The 17,119-nt window shown below is 59.5% G+C and carries 16 protein-coding genes; 8 read left to right on the forward strand and 8 right to left on the reverse strand.

All coding sequences use genetic code 11. From position 1 onward, the window contains the following. The first annotated feature begins 19 nt into the window (after window positions 1-19). Both G7025_RS01110 and G7025_RS01115 read left to right on the forward strand, forming a co-directional pair. Entirely contained in the window at window positions 20-1,516 is a 1,497-nt protein-coding gene (locus G7025_RS01110; RefSeq protein WP_181075976.1) for a purine-cytosine permease family protein, read from the forward strand. A gap of 25 nt (window positions 1,517-1,541) precedes the next feature. Next, a complete protein-coding gene (locus tag G7025_RS01115; protein WP_181075978.1) occupies window positions 1,542-2,924 on the forward strand; it encodes a sodium:solute symporter in 1,383 nt (460 codons plus the stop codon). 51 nt (window positions 2,925-2,975) lie between these two features. On the opposite strand, the gene G7025_RS01120 is transcribed toward G7025_RS01115, so the two are convergent. The 3 genes from G7025_RS01120 to ptrR form a co-directional block, all read right to left on the reverse strand. Then, window positions 2,976-5,078, reverse strand: a complete 2,103-nt coding sequence (locus G7025_RS01120) for an FAD-dependent oxidoreductase (RefSeq protein ID WP_181075980.1) — start codon at window positions 5,076-5,078, stop codon at window positions 2,976-2,978. A gap of 220 nt (window positions 5,079-5,298) precedes the next feature. After that, window positions 5,299-5,421, reverse strand: coding sequence for a PA1414 family protein (locus tag G7025_RS26685; RefSeq protein ID WP_017737772.1), 123 nt, complete (start codon window positions 5,419-5,421; stop codon window positions 5,299-5,301). Window positions 5,422-5,580: 159 nt separating this feature from the next. Next, a complete protein-coding gene (gene ptrR, locus G7025_RS01125; protein WP_181075982.1) occupies window positions 5,581-6,474 on the reverse strand; it encodes a putrescine utilization regulator PtrR in 894 nt (297 codons plus the stop codon). A gap of 102 nt (window positions 6,475-6,576) precedes the next feature. Between ptrR and G7025_RS01130 the strand changes: the two genes are divergently transcribed. Further along, complete coding sequence (locus G7025_RS01130) at window positions 6,577-7,782, forward strand: MFS transporter (RefSeq protein WP_181075984.1); 1,206 nt, start codon at window positions 6,577-6,579, stop codon at window positions 7,780-7,782. Here G7025_RS01130 and G7025_RS01135 read toward each other — a convergent pair. From G7025_RS01135 to G7025_RS01145, 3 genes are all read right to left on the reverse strand, one after another. Then, window positions 7,694-9,136 (reverse strand): NCS1 family nucleobase:cation symporter-1, encoded by a 1,443-nt coding sequence (locus G7025_RS01135; protein WP_181075986.1) that lies wholly within the window; start codon window positions 9,134-9,136, stop codon window positions 7,694-7,696. The two genes, G7025_RS01130 and G7025_RS01135, sit on opposite strands and share 89 nt — an antisense overlap. A gap of 196 nt (window positions 9,137-9,332) precedes the next feature. Next, on the reverse strand, window positions 9,333-9,731 hold the full coding sequence (locus G7025_RS01140; RefSeq protein ID WP_181075988.1) for a DUF2177 family protein: 399 nt from the start codon (window positions 9,729-9,731) through the stop codon (window positions 9,333-9,335). Window positions 9,732-9,783: 52 nt separating this feature from the next. Next, a complete protein-coding gene (locus G7025_RS01145) occupies window positions 9,784-10,620 on the reverse strand; it encodes a CvfB family protein (RefSeq protein ID WP_181075990.1) in 837 nt (278 codons plus the stop codon). Window positions 10,621-10,942: 322 nt separating this feature from the next. Between G7025_RS01145 and G7025_RS01150 the strand changes: the two genes are divergently transcribed. The 3 genes from G7025_RS01150 (at window position 10,943) to G7025_RS01160 (ending at window position 12,985) form a co-directional block, all read left to right on the forward strand. Continuing rightward, window positions 10,943-11,122 carry a hypothetical protein gene (locus G7025_RS01150; protein WP_003193095.1) on the forward strand — a complete coding sequence of 60 codons (180 nt, stop codon included), beginning with the start codon at window positions 10,943-10,945 and terminating at the stop codon, window positions 11,120-11,122. 207 nt (window positions 11,123-11,329) lie between these two features. After that, on the forward strand, window positions 11,330-12,052 hold the full coding sequence (locus tag G7025_RS01155) for a TorF family putative porin (RefSeq protein ID WP_181075992.1): 723 nt from the start codon (window positions 11,330-11,332) through the stop codon (window positions 12,050-12,052). A 66-nt stretch (window positions 12,053-12,118) separates the two neighbouring features. Next, window positions 12,119-12,985, forward strand: coding sequence for a DUF6279 family lipoprotein (locus tag G7025_RS01160; protein WP_181075994.1), 867 nt, complete (start codon window positions 12,119-12,121; stop codon window positions 12,983-12,985). A gap of 41 nt (window positions 12,986-13,026) precedes the next feature. Here the strand turns inward: G7025_RS01160 and G7025_RS01165 are convergent, their stop codons facing one another. Continuing rightward, entirely contained in the window at window positions 13,027-13,428 is a 402-nt protein-coding gene (locus G7025_RS01165) for a transcriptional regulator (RefSeq protein WP_181075996.1), read from the reverse strand. A 154-nt stretch (window positions 13,429-13,582) separates the two neighbouring features. Here G7025_RS01165 and G7025_RS01170 point away from each other — a divergent pair, with 154 nt between their 5' ends. Next, window positions 13,583-13,858: a hypothetical protein gene (locus G7025_RS01170; RefSeq protein WP_181075998.1), complete on the forward strand. Its 276-nt coding sequence runs from the start codon at window positions 13,583-13,585 to the stop codon at window positions 13,856-13,858. A 50-nt stretch (window positions 13,859-13,908) separates the two neighbouring features. Here the strand turns inward: G7025_RS01170 and G7025_RS01175 are convergent, their stop codons facing one another. Further along, on the reverse strand, window positions 13,909-15,255 hold the full coding sequence (locus G7025_RS01175; RefSeq protein ID WP_181076000.1) for a DEAD/DEAH box helicase: 1,347 nt from the start codon (window positions 15,253-15,255) through the stop codon (window positions 13,909-13,911). 193 nt (window positions 15,256-15,448) lie between these two features. Here G7025_RS01175 and G7025_RS01180 point away from each other — a divergent pair, with 193 nt between their 5' ends. Further along, on the forward strand, window positions 15,449-16,738 hold the full coding sequence (locus G7025_RS01180; protein ID WP_181076002.1) for a mechanosensitive ion channel family protein: 1,290 nt from the start codon (window positions 15,449-15,451) through the stop codon (window positions 16,736-16,738). Window positions 16,739-17,119 lie beyond the last annotated feature (381 nt).

Here is a 17,119-nt window from a genome sequence, read left to right on the forward strand (position 1 = left end):
AATGTGATCGGAGCTGATCATGAATAATAAAAACAACCAAAAAAGTATTCGCACCATAGAAACCAACGGGGTCGAACAGATCCCGGACCACGAGCGTACCGCCAGCCCCAAGGATCTGTTCCGACTGATCTTCGGCGGTGCCAATACCTTTGCCACCGCCGTGCTGGGCTCCTTCCCGGTACTGTTCGGCCTGTCGTTCCAGGCCGGCGTGTGGGCGATTGTGCTCGGTGTGCTGGTGGGCGCGCTGATCCTGGCGCCCATGGGCCTGTTCGGGCCGATCAATGGCACCAACAACGCCGTATCGTCCGGCGCGCATTTTGGCGTGCATGGGCGCATTGTCGGCTCGTTTCTCTCGCTGCTGACGGCGATTGCCTTCTTCTCCTTGTCGGTGTGGAGTTCGGGTGACGCACTCGTAGGCGGCGCGAAACGTCTGATCGGCCTGCCGGAAACCGACCTGACACTGGGCCTGGCCTACGGCCTGTTCGCCTTGCTGGTGCTGACGGTGTGCATCTACGGCTTTCGCTTCATGCTGTGGGTCAACCGCATCGCCGTGTGGGCCGCGAGCCTGCTGTTCCTGCTGGGCATCTTCGCCTTCGCACCGGCCTTCGACAGCCACTTCGCCGGCAGCGTGGCCCTCGGCCAGAGCGGTTTCTGGGCGGCCTTTATCGGCGCCGCGCTGGTGGCCATGAGCAACCCGATTTCCTTCGGTGCGTTCCTGGGCGACTGGTCGCGCTACATTCCGCGCCAGACGCCGAAACTGCGCATCATGCTGGCGGTGATTGCGGCGCAGATCGCCACGCTGATCCCGTTCCTGTTCGGGCTGGCCACCGCGACCATCGTGGCCGTCAAGGCACCGGACTACATCGCGGCCAACAACTATGTCGGCGGTCTGCTGGCGGTGGCGCCGACGTGGTTCTTCCTGCCGGTGTGCCTGATCGCAGTGATCGGCGGCATGTCCACCGGCACCACCTCGCTGTATGGCACCGGGTTGGATATGTCCAGTGTGTTCCCGCGTTTGCTCTCACGGGTCAAGGCGACGTTGCTGATTGGGGTGATGTCGATTGCCTTCATCTTTATCGGACGTTTCGCCGCCAATCTGGTGCAGAGCGTGTCGACCTTCGCCGTGCTGATCATCACCTGCACCACGCCGTGGATGGTGATGATGATCATCGGCCTGATCGTGCGCCGCGGCTTCTACTGCCCGGATGACCTGCAGGTGTTCACCCGTGGCGAGACCGGCGGGCGCTATTGGTTCAGCCATGGCTGGAACTGGCGCGGACTGGGGGCGTGGATCCCGAGCGCGCTGGTGGGCCTGTGCTTCGTCAACCTGCCGGGGCAGTTCGTCGGCCCGCTGGGCAACCTGGCCGATGGCATCGACATCAGCCTGCCGGTGACCCTGGGGCTGGCCTCGGTGGTGTACCTGACGCTACTGCGAATGTTCCCGGAGCCGGCCTCGGTTTATGGACCGACCAAGTCGGCCAGGGCTTTGGCCACAACCCGCGCGCAAACCGCCTGAAAAAAATAATCGGAGACTTGCCGTCATGGCTTTGGATTTATTCGTCGTACTCATCTACGCCGCCGGCATGCTCGTGCTCGGCTATTACGGCATGCGTCGCGCCAAGACCCACGAAGACTACCTGGTGGCCGGCCGCAACCTGGGCCCCTCGCTGTACATGGGCACCATGGCCGCCACGGTGCTGGGCGGCGCGTCCACCGTCGGCACGGTGCGCCTGGGCTATGTGCATGGCATCTCCGGCTTTTGGCTGTGCGCTGCGCTGGGCATGGGGATCATCGCGCTGAACCTGTTCCTGGCCAAGCCGCTGCTCAAGCTGAAGATCTTCACCGTGACCCAGGTGCTGGAAAAACGCTACAACCCCATGGCACGCCAGGCCAGCGCGGTGATCATGCTGGCGTATGCGCTGATGATCGGCGTGACGTCGATCCTGGCCATCGGCACCGTGCTGCAAGTGCTGTTCGGCCTGCCGTTCTGGGTCTCGGTGCTGCTGGGCGGTGGCGTCGTGGTGGTGTATTCGACCATCGGCGGCATGTGGTCGCTGACCCTCACCGACATCGTGCAGTTCGTGATCAAGACCGTCGGCCTGATGTTTATTCTGCTGCCGATCTGCCTGTATCGCGTCGGTGGCTGGGACGAACTGGTGGCCAAGCTGCCGGCGTCGAGTTTCAGCTTCACCGCGATAGGCTGGGACACGATCATTACCTACTTCATGATCTACTTTTTCGGCATCCTGATTGGCCAGGACATCTGGCAACGCGTCTTCACCGCCCGCGATGAAAAGGTCGCGCAGTACGCCGGGACCTTCGCCGGCTTCTATTGCGTGCTCTACGGGCTGGCCTGTGCGCTGATCGGCATGGCGGCCCATGTGCTGATCCCGGACCTGGACAACGTCAACAACGCCTTCGCCGCCATTGTGAAACTGTCGCTGCCGGACGGCATTCGCGGCCTGGTGATCGCTGCGGCCCTGGCGGCCATGATGTCCACCGCCAGCGCCGGCCTGCTGGCAGCGTCCACGGTATTGACCGAAGACCTGCTGCCCCGACTGCGTGGCGGTAAACAATCGAGCCTGAGCATCAACCGTCTGTTCACCCTACTGACCGGCACCGCAGTGCTGGGCATTGCGCTGGTGGTCAATGACGTCATCAGCGCCCTGACCCTGGCCTACAACCTGCTGGTGGGCGGTATGCTGATCCCGTTGATGGGGGCGATCTTCTGGAAGCGCGCCACCACGTCCGGTGCCATTGCTTCCATGACCCTGGGCTTTGTGACGGCGCTGGTGTTTATGTTCAAGGACGGGCTGGATGCAAACACGCCGATCTACTACAGCCTGGCAGTGGGCTTGGTGAGTTTCGTGGCGGTGAGCCTGCTGTCGCGCAAACCACAAGGTGTGGCTGCGCGCGCGGTGTGAGGCGTGGGAATTTCTTCAACGGGTGCGACGTCGGAGGTCGCACCCGTTTTTTCAGTGGGCGTTCATGGCCAAGACCATAGGCGCTTTGGCCTGGATAATTTCCTGCACCAGAGCGGCCCACAGCAACCCCTGTGTGGTGCCTGCGGCATAGGTTCCGCCGGCGGCGATGCGGTTGTGGGCGCAGTAGTACACGATGGATAAACCATCCTGGGTGCCCGGCCTGGCACATTCGATAACGTGCAAGTCACCGGTCTCAACAGCCATTCGATAAGACGTCGGAAAGTGTCTAGAAACGGCTGCCAGACAGGCGGCGAGTATTTGCTCTTTGTATTCCGGTGATGAGCCCGGCGGAACCTGCCCACCGGAGATCAAAATGCAATCTTCGTCCAGGCGGCAATTCATGACGCCGATGGGCAGTTCATACTGCAACTTAAGCCCACGTATACTTGCACCTTCATTAGCCATCGCGCGCAGTTTGAAAAACCAGCCGATGATTGGGAGCACTGCTTGTTCCTCTATCCCCATGGCAGTGACAACAATGTGCTCTCTACTGAGCTGGGCAATTTCGACCGCACTCAGGTGCCGGGACCTGAACTGTACCCCGGCACGCCGCAAAAGTACCTCTATCTCAGCCATCAGCTGGATAAACTCCAGATCGTAACCCGATACTTCAACCGCCTGATCGACCCCAGGAACTCCAAACTCTGCGCTGAATGTTTGCTGAGTAAGCGTTTTCAGTTCAGATCCCGGCTTACCACTCGGCCAAGGTCTATTTTCAATATCGCGTTGCTCGCCAATCGCTGCGTCGACGTCGCTGATATTATCGGTATAGGCTCTTACGATCTTTGATCGCGTGAAGGGCGCCAATGACGGATTGTCGACAAGTAGCTTCTCAAACAACTCGATACCAGCGCGATTGCACTCAACAGTCAAATATTGATTTATGGGAAATAAGTAGTCGTTGTGCAGTGGTTTTGCCATGGTCTCTGTTGCTGACATATGGCGCATGTTCACGAGCTTATGACTGGCACCATCGTTCTGTGAGTTTCCGCCATATACCACCACACGATAATTTGCCAGACGCAACATTACGGCTTGAAGCAGGCCATTGATACCTCGCCCGATAATAGATACCTGCGGCGCACCGGCATTTGCTGGCTGAGAAGGAATCGTCAGTGGCTGTGTAAGCTTACGCCTTACAAGCCCACGTAAAGCCGTCAAGCTCAATTGAACACTGACCGCGTAATCCAAGTCGCAATTGCAGTTTTCGGTTGTAGCCGCATGTGTAGTGAGCATCGGGGGTCTGCGCCAAGTTGCAATGGCGCAGTCGAGCTCCTTTGCGCGAATCCGAAACGCCTCCAGCGTCGCAGGGCCATAGTCCAGAATAAGCTGGACATCGTCAGTTACCGCCAACGCACGCAAAGCCTCACTACTGAACACATCTGGCTTGGCGACGCAGATCAAGCGAGCATCACTGTGTAGACACTGTATAAGCGTCTGATCAATACGATGAGCAGACTCTTCATTCAGCGATAAGCAGATAGCTACAGCATGGGCCCCCTTCATTGCCTCATGCCAATCATCAAAAAATGAAACTCTATTATCGAGTTGAGCGCTCCCTCTATTGTTCAGGATTCGACTTTTTCGTTCCAAAACCCTGATCCGAGCGTCCGAATCTTGTTTCAACAGCAATTTAACCAGCTCTTTACCGACGTTTCCGTATCCGAGCACACAAATATCCAGGGGCATCGTATCGTTAGAAAGCGTCAGCCAGTGCGCCACATACGCCGCCACATGCGGCGCGTTCACGCCTGGGGTATTGATCACCCGGATATGGTTCGCTTCGCACAGGTCCAGCCGTACTTTATCCAGGCTGGTGCCTCTACGAATCAGACAAAGGTCGCCAAACGGGTGAGCGACGCGCCATCGCTCAATGAGGTCGGCATCGATGACTTGGTCCGCGACAATCAATGTGGACGGGCGCAACAGGGCGATCTGCAACAGCAGCGTTTGTTGGGGGATGGTTGGGGGAAGAAACACGACATTGCCGGGAGCCTCGGCCCGCCAGCGTCTCGACACCGGAGCGATGTGTAAGACTGTGTCTAGGGTGGCGATCAGTGAGGCGACGACGGGCGGCACACAAGAGAGGGTCATGTCCTCATCTCCAGCAGGTTCAAGTAGGCGCTGGAGAATTTTCTACGCTGATTTTTCGAATTAACTAAGCCAGCCGATTCTGACAAATAAGTAGTCTGATTCCGACGCTTGAAGACGAAAGTCTGACAGGCAGGGAAGCATAAGTATCTTATTGGCGAGGGAGCTTGCCACAGCAAGCCCTCTCCCGCGGTGGGGTCCTCAGTGTCCTATCAACCGCGGATTACCGGCGACGTGGGCGACGCTGTTCATCATCCGTACGAATCGGCACCGGCTGCAGCGGCGGCTCGATCAGGCCCAGCGCGACGCCGAGGTCATGGAGCCAGGTTTGAATTTTCTCTTTCATAGTGGTGCCCCCTTTGAGGGTAATGCGGATCGGCGGTAGCTGAATTGCCTTACATAAAATGTCGCCGCTTCCTACTGATAATAGCCCTAAGTACTACGTATTGCTTGAACCAAACCACAACGAACTATTACCGAATGGGTCCGAATCCTGACGGATCGCTCAAGCAATCGCGCGCGTGTCCGACAGCACCTCGGCCTTGCCTTTTTGCTGCAGGTCGATCCATGCGTTGAGGTTAGCGCCGAGCATACCCTTTCGCCACATTAACCAGGTGGTCGCAGTGGCAAATTGCCCTATCAGCGGATGAACGGACACGCTGTCCCTGCCCGGCAGGCTGGCAAGCATGGATTCGGACATCAATGCCACTCCCGAGCCGGCGATGACACAGGCGAGCATGCCCTGATATGACTCAATCTCGATGGCGCGGCCCATGGCTACGCGATCCTGGGCAAACCAGCTTTCCAGACGCGTACGGTAGGCGCAGCTGCGGCGGAAGGTGAACACTGAGCGGCCGGCCACATCCTGCGGCCCGCGTACCGGCGGGTGGTCCGCTTCACAGATCAGCACCAGGCGCTCCTCACATAGCGGGATCCCGTCCAGGGAGGCGATGGTCAGCGGGCCGTCCACCAAGGCCGCGTCCAGGCGTCCGGTGATCAGGCCTTCAAGCAATTCGCCGCTGGGCGCCGACTGGACCTGCAGGTTCACCATCGGGTAAGCCTTGTGATAACGCGCCAGCAACGTCGGCAAGTGAATCGCAGCGGTGCTGTACATGCTGCCCAGCACAAAATCCCCGGCCGGTTGGCCACCTTGCACCGCGCCGTGGGCTTCGTCATGCAAGGCCAATAGCCGCGTGCTGTAGTCCAGCAAGACTTTGCCGGCCGGGGACAGCTGCAAGCGCTGACGTTCGCGCACGAACAATTCGACGCCGAGCTGTTCCTCCATCTGCTTGAGGCGAGTCGACAGGTTCGACGGCACGCGGTGCAGGCGCTCGGCCGCGCGGGTGATGGAGCCCTCTTCGGCCACGGCTTGGAAGATGCGCAATTGACTGAACTCCATACCTTTCTCCAAAGCTGAACAAGTTGCTCACTATTATTCATTTTTACAGAAAGTCAATGCACCTTAGGCTGATCGTCATTCGCCTCTCGCCGGAGCCTGACCATGTCGCCGTTGATTCGCTTACTTGCCAGCTTTGTCGCCTTGATGATGGCCATGGGCATTGGCCGCTTCGCCCTCACCCCGCAGCTGCCGCACTTGCTCAACGAAGGTCAGATCGACCTGACGGGGGCGGGATTGATAGCCGCCGCCAACTACCTGGGCTATTTCGTCGGTGCCGTGGATTCGATGTTCGCCCGCAGCCATCACCACATTCGTGGCCGTCTGTACGGCGGGCTGTGGCTGTGTGCGCTGCTGACCCTGGCCTCGTACTGGGCCCACGGGTTCTGGCCGCACCTGCTGCTGCGATTCGGCACGGGGGTGGCGAGCGCCTGGGCGTTGGTGATGATTACCAGCCTGAGCCAGCCGCTGGCTATTGCCGCCGCCCGGCCGCGCGCGGGGACGCTGGTGTTTGCCGGGCCGGGGTTCGGGATTGTGCTGACCGGCCTGCTGGCGCTGGGCTCCAACCTGCTTGGGCAAAGCAGCGCAACGCTGTGGCTGGTGTATGGCGGCGTGGCGTTGGTAATGCTGCTGGGGATACTACCGTTCCTGCCGCCGGTCAACGCAACGGCCGCCCCGGTGGCCGACACCAGCGTCGTCGGCAACGCCAGCATCACGCATCTGTGCTGGACGTACGTGTTGTACGGCGTGGGCTACATCATCCCGGCGACGTTTCTGTCGCAGATGGCCAGCGCGCAATTCAGGGGCGCCTGGCAGGCAGACCTGTTCTGGCCCTGCTTTGGCCTGGCATCGGCTCTCGGTGTGGTGGCCGCGAGCCTGCGCCGCAAGGATGCGCACACCACACGCCGCTGGCTGATGACGACCCTATGGCTGCAAGCGGCCGGCGTATTCGCCTGCCTGCTGGGCAATGTCTGGGGCCTGGCTTTGGGGGTGCTGTTGTGCGGCGGGCCGTTCCTGGCGTGCATGCAACTGGTGATGGCGCGCCTGCGAGAGATCGCGCCCCACGGCTACCAGCGCAACACCGGCCTGCTCACCGCCAGCTTCGCCATCGGGCAATTGAGCGGGCCTTTGCTGGCGTCGTTCAGCAGCCATTTGAGCGGCGGCCTGCAGCCGGCGCTGGTGATGGCCGGTGCAGGTCTGTTACTGGCGGGCGGGATCGTACTCAGCTCGCGACCAACGGCGCCGGCATGCGAACCTGCTCGCGTCGCGCCAGCACCAGGAAGAACAGCCCACCCAGCAAACACCCGGTGAACCAGGCGAAGTTGGCCAGCCCCTGCAATGCCGGGGTGAAGGTGATCGCGACGCCCACCAGCGTCGCGGGCACCAGCGCCTTGACCGCCGTCCAGTTCACGCCGCCGTCGAAGTAGTAACGCCCGCTCGGGCTGTCGTCGAACAGCGCATCCACGTCGATCCGCTGCTTTTTGATCAGGTAGAAGTCCACCAGCAGGATGCCGAACAACGGCCCGATAAACGCCGCGAGAATATCCAGGGTGTAGTGGATCATCAGCGGGTTGTTAAACAGGTTCCACGGGGTGATGAAGATCGAAGCCACCGCAGCGATCATGCCACCGGCACGCCAGCTGATTTTGCTCGGCGCGACATTGGCGAAGTCGAACGCCGGGGACACGAAGTTGGCGACGATGTTGATGCCGATGGTGGCGGTCACGAACGCGAAGGCGCCGAGCAGAACGGCCATGCTGTTATCGATCCGCGAGACGGTCGCGATCGGGTCGTGGAGCATCTCGCCAAACACCGGCAAGGTGCCTGAAACGATCACGACGGTGACCAGGGAAAACGCCAGAAAATTCACCGGCAGGCCCCAGAAATTACCGCGTCGCACGTCCTGCATGCTGCGGCAGTAGCGGCTGAAATCGCCGAAATTCAGGGTAGGCCCGGAAAAGTACGACACCACCAAAGCCGTAGCGACGATTACCTGGCCGAACGCCTGCCAACCCGAGAGGGATTTCTCCGCCAGGGTGAAACTGATATTCGCCCAGCCGGCCTTCCACACGATCCAGCCGGCCAGGATAAACATCACGGCGTACACCACCGGACCTGCCCAATCGATAAAACGACGGATGGACTCCATCCCGGCCCAGAACACCGCGGCCTGCAGTACCCATAAGCTGAGGAATCCGAACCAACCCAAGTAGGAAAGACCCGCAAAATGCGGCTCGGCGTACACCGCCATCTGTGGGAAAAAGCGCAGCACCACAATGATCAAGGCACTCGATGCCAAGTAGGTCTGAATGCCGTACCACGCCACGGCGATCAGGCCGCGAATCACAGCAGGAATATTCGCACCGAACACCCCGAATGCCAGCCGGCAGATCACCGGGTAAGGTACGGCCGCCTGCTGGCTGGGCTTGGCCACCAGATTGGCGATCAACTGCACGATACAAATGCCGGCGAGCAAGGCGATCAACACCTGCCAACTGGCCAGCCCCAGCGCGAACAGGCTGGCGGCGAACACGTAGCCGCCGACGCTGTGTACGTCGCTCATCCAGAAGGCAAAAATGTTGTACCAAGTCCACTTCTGCGGCAGTGGTCCCAGGTCCTGGTTATACAGGCGTGGGCTGTAGCCGTTGGGCAATTGCTCGGTCATCGCTGGGCTCCTCGTCATACCCGCCTGCGCTGCCGTAGCGGGTGCATACGGGAGGCGGCATAGTTTGTATACGGAAGAGTCAGCAGAATACGTGCCAATGGCACACAATCCCTGTGGCACGGGGCTGCAAAGCGATCATCAAGCTTTAACCAACGGCACTTCGCTCAGCAACGGTGCAGGTTGATCCTGTACACAATCATCGGTGCACCCGATCTGCACACGCATAACCCACCGTGCAGCAGGCCGCTGTGAGGAAGGTGCCCCAGGCCATATCCATCATTGCCAATTGGGCGGACCACCCCTGCAGCGTGGCCCAATTGCTCAAGTCATAGGTGCCATAGGCCACCAGGCCCAACAATGCCCCCAGGCGCGCCGCACGTTGCCGGCTGGCACTGGGCAGCACCACGAACACGACGCATCCGAGTACATATAAGAGATAGAAGAGTGCTGCGGGCAACAACCGCGGCTGATCGAGCATCAGCGGGCCCAGCAGGGATTTGTAGGTGGGGCCCATGACCACGCCGAGCCAGAGGCCGTCCAGAATCAGAAACGCGAGCATAGTGCCGAGGTAGGCAAACAGGGTCTTCTTGGTCATGGAAACAGCCTCCGTAGGCACCGATTGGTGCCTACAGAAGAGCAAACCGCACTCAGCTTAGTTCAATGCGATCGGCATGAATCACAATCTGCCCCTGCTTGTAGAGCGCACCAATGGCCTTCTTGAAGTTGCCTTTGCTCACCCCGAACAAGTTGCTGATCAGCGCCGGGTCACTTTTATCGCTGACCGGCAAGGTGCCGTTGTTGTCGCGCAACTTGGCTAGGATCTTCGAGTTCAGGCTGGACGCCGCTTCCTGGCCGACCGGTTGCAGGCTCAGGCTGATGTTGCCATCGGCGCGGATCTCTTTGATAAAGCCCTTCTCTTCCTTGCCAGGACGCAGAAACTTGAACACTTCGTTCTTGTGGATCAGGCCCCAATGCTTGTTGTTGATGATCGCCTTGAACCCCATATCGGTGGCTTCAGCGACCAGCAGATCGACTTCCTGACCCACCTGATAGTTGGCGGGGGTCTTGTCCAGGTAGCGGTCCAGGCGCGCCGTGGCAGTGATGCGCTTGGTGTGCTTGTCGAGATAGACGTGCACCACGCAATACTCACCCGCGCTCAATTGACGTTTTTCTTCCGAATACGGCAGCAACAGATCCTTAGGCAGCCCCCAATCGAGAAACACGCCGATGCTGTTAACTTCCACCACTTTCAAACTGGCGAATTCGCCGACTTGAACTTTGGGTTTTTCGGTAGTGGCGATAAGTTTGTCATCGCTGTCCAGATAAATGAAAACGTTAAGCCAGTCTTCATCTTCACTGGGAATATCCTTGGGAATATACCGATTAGGCAAGAGGATTTCGCCATCTTGCGCACCATCAAGGTACAAACCAAAGTTCGTGTGTTTGACTACTTGCAAACTGTTGTAGCGCCCGACTAAAGCCATTTCCAACCCCCTCGTTACGTGGGCGGCATTCTACCCGAGTTGTGCCCGCCACGCGCGCGCGCCTGAAAAATCGCGGGGTTGCGTGGCTTTCTACTGGCCCTGCTCCGCTCGTCAGATCATCGTGGTGAATTCCACTGTGGGAGAACGTCACGCCGATGCACGGCTTTCGAGTTAAAACAGCAAGTTAGCGGCTTATTTGCGTGACGAACTTCCGCCATTGCGGACAGCAGCACTTATTCCAAAGGGATATTTGCCAAGCAATTGTCAAGTATTTCCTGTACGATGCCTGGCCAAGTTAATTTTCTACAGGTTAGTGGCCGCCATGCGTGTAAAAGCATCCAACAGCAAAGCAAAGCCAGCTCCCGCCGTTGAAACCAGCGAATCGATCAACAGCCAGATCGCTGCGTTCCTCAAGTCCGGTGGCGAAATCCAGCAAATTGCCAAGGGCGTGAGCGGCCAGACTTTCGGCCCGTCCAAGCAAATCAGCCTGGGCAAGAAGTAACCCCCCGCACCACACCCTGGTTCCTGAGCGCCTTGCCTTCAAGGCGCTAGGGCTGGCGTCTGAGACACCCTCACATCGCATTCAATAGCACGCTAATCGACGAACGGAGCTCAACGCCCGCCATTCGCCGGTATCCTTGCACACGTCTAGCACGGGCATCCGCTCGATTTTCTCCGTCACTGCTCCTCGCTTTTCATGGAGTGAAGCATGTTCAAACCCTGCATATTCCTGATCACTGCCCTGGTCGCCAGCCCGCTGGCCGAAGCGCAAATCTTCCAGCGCGAATTGGGCGACTTCGACCTCAAGCTGGGCACCACCCCCAGCCGCAGCATGGCCCAGGGTCTGGTCAAACCGACGTCGCCGGGCAGTGATTCGTTTCACGGTGGCCTGGACCTTAGCCACGACAGCGGCCTGTACTTCGGCCAATTTTCGCCCAACATGGGCCTGTCATCGTCCAGCAACCTCGAAGTCGATTCCTACATGGGCTTCAAGCACCCCTTTGACCAGACCCTGGGCTATGAAGTGGGCCTGATCCACTACAGCTACCCCACGCTCAGCCCGATGAACAGCCAGGAGTTCTACGGTGGCCTGAACCTGCTGGGCAATCGCTTCGGCGCCTCATTCAGCAACGACCCGGACCGTCAGGACAGCACCCTCTTCGCTGACCTGGGCGGCACGCAGCCCTTCGGTATCGGCGTGAGCATGAAGTACACCACCCATCAGCTGGGCTCCCCGGTCTCGGTGAACGGTGGCTCCATCAGTAGTTTCAGCGATTGGTCGGTGCAATTCTCCCGCGCCTGGAAAGGCATCGACCTGGACCTGATCTACAGCGATTCCAGCCTCAGCGGCGGCGACTGCTCGGCCTACTCCGGGCACAACACAGAATGCGATGGCCTGCTGACCCTCAAGGCCGTGCGCTCGTTTTACTAACCGGCTGAACTGTCGGACCCGGCCAGCGTTCACATGCACTAATCCCCTCTGCGCAAGGTTTCGCTCATGCTGCGTCGGCTCAAATTAACGGTGGCACTGCTGGCCCTGAGTCTGCTGCTCGCCGGCTGCAATCGCGTGGGCCTGGCCTATCGCAACCTGGACGTAATCATTCCCTGGACCCTCAACGACTATCTGGACATGAACGCCGGGCAGAAAAGCTGGTTCAACGACAGACTCAAGGAACACCTGGCCTGGCATTGCACCACCCAATTGCCGGGTTATCTGGACTGGCTCGACCGCCTGCAACAGATGGTCGACAGCAACCAAGTCACCGACGTCGAACTTCAGGCTCGTACGGCAGAGGCCAAGCGAGCGATCGCCGAGGTCGCCCGCGAAATCACGCCCTCGGCCATCGAGCTGCTTAAGGGATTGGACGATGAGCAGGTCAACGCGATGAACGACGCGCTGGCCAAAGACCTGCGCAAACGCCAGGACGAATACCTCAAGCCGCCACTGGAGCAACAGATAAAGGAACGCGCCGAGCGGATGCGCAAGCGTCTGGACAGTTGGATGGGCCCGCTCAGCGCCAGCCAGCAAGCCAGGGTCATGGCCTGGTCGGTAGCGTTGGGCCAGCAGAATGAGCAGTGGATCGGCAACCGCGCCCATTGGCAGGCGCAGTTTATCGACGCGGTGCAGCAACGCCGTAGCGCCGATTTCCCACAAAAAATGCAGCAGCTGCTGGTGGACCGGGAAAGCCTGTGGACCCCGCAGTACCGAGCGGCCTACGCGCAGACGGAAGCGCAGGCGCGCAGCCTGATTATCGACCTGATGGCGGACAGCACTGCGCAACAGCGGCTGAAACTGACTCAGAAAATCGACGGGGTGCGCAGCGACTTCAAAGCCCTCAAATGCCTGAAGGCCACTGAGCGCTAACGGGGCGGGGTGCCCCCCGCCACGACAGCGTCGTACAGACCTTAGATCGCGCCGCCCGCATTCGCCGCTTCGCAGGCCACACGCTCAAAGGTCGCTTCGTCCAACGCGTCTTCCTGTTCGTCCAGGATCTGACGCGAACGGGCATCGCCGGGAATGGAGCTGTCGATCAGCGCCAGCAAACTCGAACCCCGCGGGGTCAAGATGAAATTTTCACCGTTACCGCCCTCTTCTTCCGGGCGCGATTGGATAAAGCCGCGCTTGAGCAGCAGCGCCTCATAATCGGCGGCGGTTTTTTTCAGTGCATCCAGGTTACCAATGGATTCGCCGGCCGTGGCCTTATCGGCGGCTTCCTGCTCCGCATACTTGCGCGGGGCAAAGCTGCCCTCGCCGTTCTGCACTTCATGCAGCAAACGTTCGATCAAATCCCAATTGTAAGTCGTCATCCTGATTCCTCCTGCGGGCGTGAGGAAAAGTAGCCCGTCAGCAGGTGTGACCTGTGACGTCAGCGGCCGTTCAGCCGAATGCACGGGCGGTATTTCTCTGAACTTTCCAGACGTTCGCCCCCTCAACTGACTACTAACGCCAAGGAGGTCGATCATGAAAACCCTGATGAACCTGGCTGCCGCTGCCGCCCTGCTCACCGCCCTGCCCGCCTGGGCCTGTACTCCGGAAGAAGCCACCGCCAAGCGCGAGGAACTGGCCAGGCAAGTCACCCAGCTCACCGAACAGAACCCGGCCAAAGCCAAGGAGATGAACCAGCAATTGCAGAAAATGGACCTGGACACCGAAAGCGCGGAGTTTCCCGACAAATGCCAGTTGATCGACGCGCGCCTCAAAGAGTTGAAAGAGGCTGCCGCCAAGGCCAAAAACTGAGCCTATAAAAAAACCGGACATTGTCCGGTTTTTTTTATATTGCCTCAGGCTTATTCAGCGGCCGGCACTTGCGGCTTGCGGCGCTTGAGCGGGGCCATGCCGTCCTTGCTTACCAACGACAGGTTGTCGGTCTTCGGGCGGTTGGCGATCTTGCGCTTGGTCGGCGACTTCGCGCCGGCTTTCTTCTTTTCTCCCTTGGCGTCGGTCTTTTTCTTCTTCACGCCGACGGCCTTGCCCGACGCCTTGACCTTTTTCGGCCCGGTGTAGGTGCCTTTGACTTCCTTGATGGTGCGGCGCTCGAAAGACTGCTTCAGGTAGCGCTCGATGCTCGACATCAGGTTCCAGTCGCCGTGGCAGATCAGGGAGATCGCCAGGCCATCGTTACCGGCTCGCCCGGTGCGACCGATGCGGTGCACGTATTCGTCGCCGCTGCGCGGCATGTCGAAGTTGATCACCAGGTCCAGGCCATCCACGTCCAGGCCACGGGCGGCGACGTCGGTGGCCACCAGGATCTTTACACCGCCGGCCTTGAGGCGGTCGATGGCGAGCTTGCGATCCTTCTGGTCTTTCTCGCCGTGCAGCACGAACGCCTTGTATTCCTGAGCGACCAGACGGCCGTAGATGCGGTCGGCGGCGGCGCGAGTGTTGGTGAACACAATGGCTTTCTGATACGTCTCGTTGGCCAGCAGCCAGTTGAGGATCTGCTCTTTGTGCACGTTGTGGTCGGCGGTGACGATCTGCTGGCGGGTGGTCGCATTGAGGTCGCTGACGTTGTTGACCTGCAGGTGCTCCGGGTTGTTCAGCACCTTGGCGACCATGTCGCGCAGGGTCGAGCCGCCGGTGGTGGCGGAGAACAGCATGGTCTGCTGACGGTTGACGCACTCGCCCACCAAACGCTGCACATCGTCGGCAAAGCCCATATCGAGCATGCGGTCGGCTTCGTCGAGCACCAGCACTTCGACTTCCTTGAGGTCCAGGTTGCCGGCGTTCAGTTGCTCGATCATGCGCCCTGGCGTGCCGATCAGAATGTCCGGCACTTTACGCAGCATGGCGGCCTGGACCTTGAAGTCTTCGCCGCCGGTGATGATGCCGGACTTGATGAAGGTGAACTGCGAGAAGCGCTCGACCTCTTTCAGGGTTTGCTGGGCCAACTCGCGGGTCGGCAGCAGGATCAGGGTCTTGATGCTGCCGCGGACCTTGGCCGGGCCGATCAAACGATTCAGGACCGGCAGGACGAACGCGGCGGTCTTGCCGCTGCCGGTTTGCGCCGTCACCCGCAGGTCACGCCCTTCAAGCGCGAGCGGAATGGCCGCGGCCTGCACTGGCGTAGGCTCGACAAATTTAAGCTCGGCCACGGCTTTGAGCAGGCGTTCGTGCAGGGCGAATTGGGAAAACACGGGTGCTACCTCGAAGAAATGCAAAATATCAGCTGCATAGGGTAACGGTTTCGGGCGTCCAAACCGAGTTTCTTTACGCGAGCGGTGCCAATCAGGCGTTTTTTTGTGCGTGATTGTGTCAATGACATCAACTTTGTCGCACTCAGATGCTCTAATCGCCCCCGACCTGTCTTACCGAGGAACCGCTTCATCCATGGATATCAAACAGCTTTGGCGTAACGTCCAAGACCTCTGGGGCGCACTGGATCAACACCCGCTGTTGCACGCGAGCCTGGGCCTGCTGGTATTGCTGGTGGTGGCGCTGGTACTGGGTCGGGTGGCGCGCTACCTGATCCTGCACGCGGTCAAATTGCTCGGCCGGCAACCGGCCCTGCACTGGCTCAACGACTTGCGCCACAACAAAGTCTTCCACCGCCTGGCGCAACTGACCCCGTCACTGGTGATCCAGTTCGGCCTGTACCTGGTGCCCGACCTGAGCAAGACCGCCACCCTGTTCATCGGCAACGTAGCCCTGGCGTTCACCATCCTGTTCCTGGTGCTGGCCATGAGCGCCCTGCTCAACGCCCTGCTGGACATCTATGCCCGCACCGAACATGCCCGCACACGCTCGATCAAGGGCTATGTGCAATTGGCGAAGATGGTGCTGTTTGTGTTCGGCACGATCATCATCGTCGCCACTCTGATCGACCGTTCGCCGTTACTGCTGCTATCCGGCCTGGGTGCGATGTCGGCGGTGATCCTGTTGGTCTACAAGGACACGTTGCTGTCGTTCGTCGCCAGCGTGCAGCTGACCAGCAACGACATGCTGCGGGTCGGCGACTGGATCGAAATGCCTCAGGTCGGTGCCGACGGCGATGTGGTCGACATCACCCTGCACACGGTGAAAGTGCAGAACTTCGATAAAACCATTGTCTCCATCCCGACCTGGCGCCTGATGTCGGAGTCGTTCAAGAACTGGCGCGGCATGCAGGTTTCCGGCGGGCGTCGCATCAAACGCAGCCTGTTCATCGACGCCAGCGGCGTGCGCTTCCTGCGTGACGACGAAGAAGTGCGCATGACCCAGGTGCACCTGCTCACCGATTACATCAGCCGCAAACAGGCCGAACTCAAGGCGTGGAACGAAGCCCAGGGCCACAGTGCGCAACTGTCGGCCAACCGCCGGCGCATGACCAACCTGGGCACCTTCCGCGCCTATGCGCTGGCCTATCTGAAAAGTCATCCGGACATCCAGCCCAACATGACGTGCATGGTCCGCCAGATGCAAACCACCGCCGAGGGCGTGCCGCTCGAGATCTACTGTTTCACCCGCACCACCGTGTGGGCGGACTACGAGCGCATCCAGGGGGATATTTTTGACTATCTGCTGGCAGTGTTGCCGGAGTTCGGACTGAACCTGTATCAGCAACCCAGCGGCACCGACTTGCGCACCGCAATACTGACCTTGGCACGCGATACCCACGCCTCGCAATCCTCCGAGCATTGACAGCGATACCGGCGAGGCACTGGCAAGCGCCTCGCTCCAAGGTCAGCCACTGCTGACTCACCCGCCGTAAAAAAGCCCGCCACTATGTGTAGCCGCCACGGCCCATTCTTCAACCGGCACAGCCCACAAAGAAAATTCTTCCTACGCGTTTAGTGAATTTCACTACGTGCGCGCACTGTTTCTAATCTGTTTTAAAAAAAACCAACTGCTTAGCATCTGGGCCATCGAACCACGCCAGCAAAAGGCCCCCGCCATGTTATGGACAACTCAGCTTTCCGTTAATGCAGCAGATTTTGTATTAAGTTCGAATGCCGAAGCCCTGACCCACTATTGTGGTGCCGCCGCCTTTGCTCAACCCCACGACTTTTATACCCAAAGCCC

The organism is Pseudomonas lurida, assembly GCF_013522705.1.
Classification (GTDB): domain Bacteria; phylum Pseudomonadota; class Gammaproteobacteria; order Pseudomonadales; family Pseudomonadaceae; genus Aquipseudomonas; species Aquipseudomonas quebecensis.

Excerpts from the sequence above, each read along its gene's own strand:
- G7025_RS01110 (WP_181075976.1), top strand. The coding sequence starts at position 20 with ATGAATAATAAAAACAACCAAAAAAGTATTCGCACCATAGAAACCAAC.
- G7025_RS01115 (WP_181075978.1), top strand. The coding sequence starts at position 1,542 with ATGGCTTTGGATTTATTCGTCGTACTCATCTACGCCGCCGGCATGCTC.
- G7025_RS01120 (WP_181075980.1), bottom strand. The coding sequence starts at position 5,078 with ATGACCCTCTCTTGTGTGCCGCCCGTCGTCGCCTCACTGATCGCCACC.
- G7025_RS26685 (WP_017737772.1), bottom strand. The coding sequence starts at position 5,421 with ATGAAAGAGAAAATTCAAACCTGGCTCCATGACCTCGGCGTCGCGCTG.
- ptrR (WP_181075982.1), bottom strand. The coding sequence starts at position 6,474 with ATGGAGTTCAGTCAATTGCGCATCTTCCAAGCCGTGGCCGAAGAGGGC.
- G7025_RS01130 (WP_181075984.1), top strand. The coding sequence starts at position 6,577 with ATGTCGCCGTTGATTCGCTTACTTGCCAGCTTTGTCGCCTTGATGATG.
- G7025_RS01135 (WP_181075986.1), bottom strand. The coding sequence starts at position 9,136 with ATGACCGAGCAATTGCCCAACGGCTACAGCCCACGCCTGTATAACCAG.
- G7025_RS01140 (WP_181075988.1), bottom strand. The coding sequence starts at position 9,731 with ATGACCAAGAAGACCCTGTTTGCCTACCTCGGCACTATGCTCGCGTTT.
- G7025_RS01145 (WP_181075990.1), bottom strand. The coding sequence starts at position 10,620 with ATGGCTTTAGTCGGGCGCTACAACAGTTTGCAAGTAGTCAAACACACG.
- G7025_RS01150 (WP_003193095.1), top strand. The coding sequence starts at position 10,943 with ATGCGTGTAAAAGCATCCAACAGCAAAGCAAAGCCAGCTCCCGCCGTT.
- G7025_RS01155 (WP_181075992.1), top strand. The coding sequence starts at position 11,330 with ATGTTCAAACCCTGCATATTCCTGATCACTGCCCTGGTCGCCAGCCCG.
- G7025_RS01160 (WP_181075994.1), top strand. The coding sequence starts at position 12,119 with ATGCTGCGTCGGCTCAAATTAACGGTGGCACTGCTGGCCCTGAGTCTG.
- G7025_RS01165 (WP_181075996.1), bottom strand. The coding sequence starts at position 13,428 with ATGACGACTTACAATTGGGATTTGATCGAACGTTTGCTGCATGAAGTG.
- G7025_RS01170 (WP_181075998.1), top strand. The coding sequence starts at position 13,583 with ATGAAAACCCTGATGAACCTGGCTGCCGCTGCCGCCCTGCTCACCGCC.
- G7025_RS01180 (WP_181076002.1), top strand. The coding sequence starts at position 15,449 with ATGGATATCAAACAGCTTTGGCGTAACGTCCAAGACCTCTGGGGCGCA.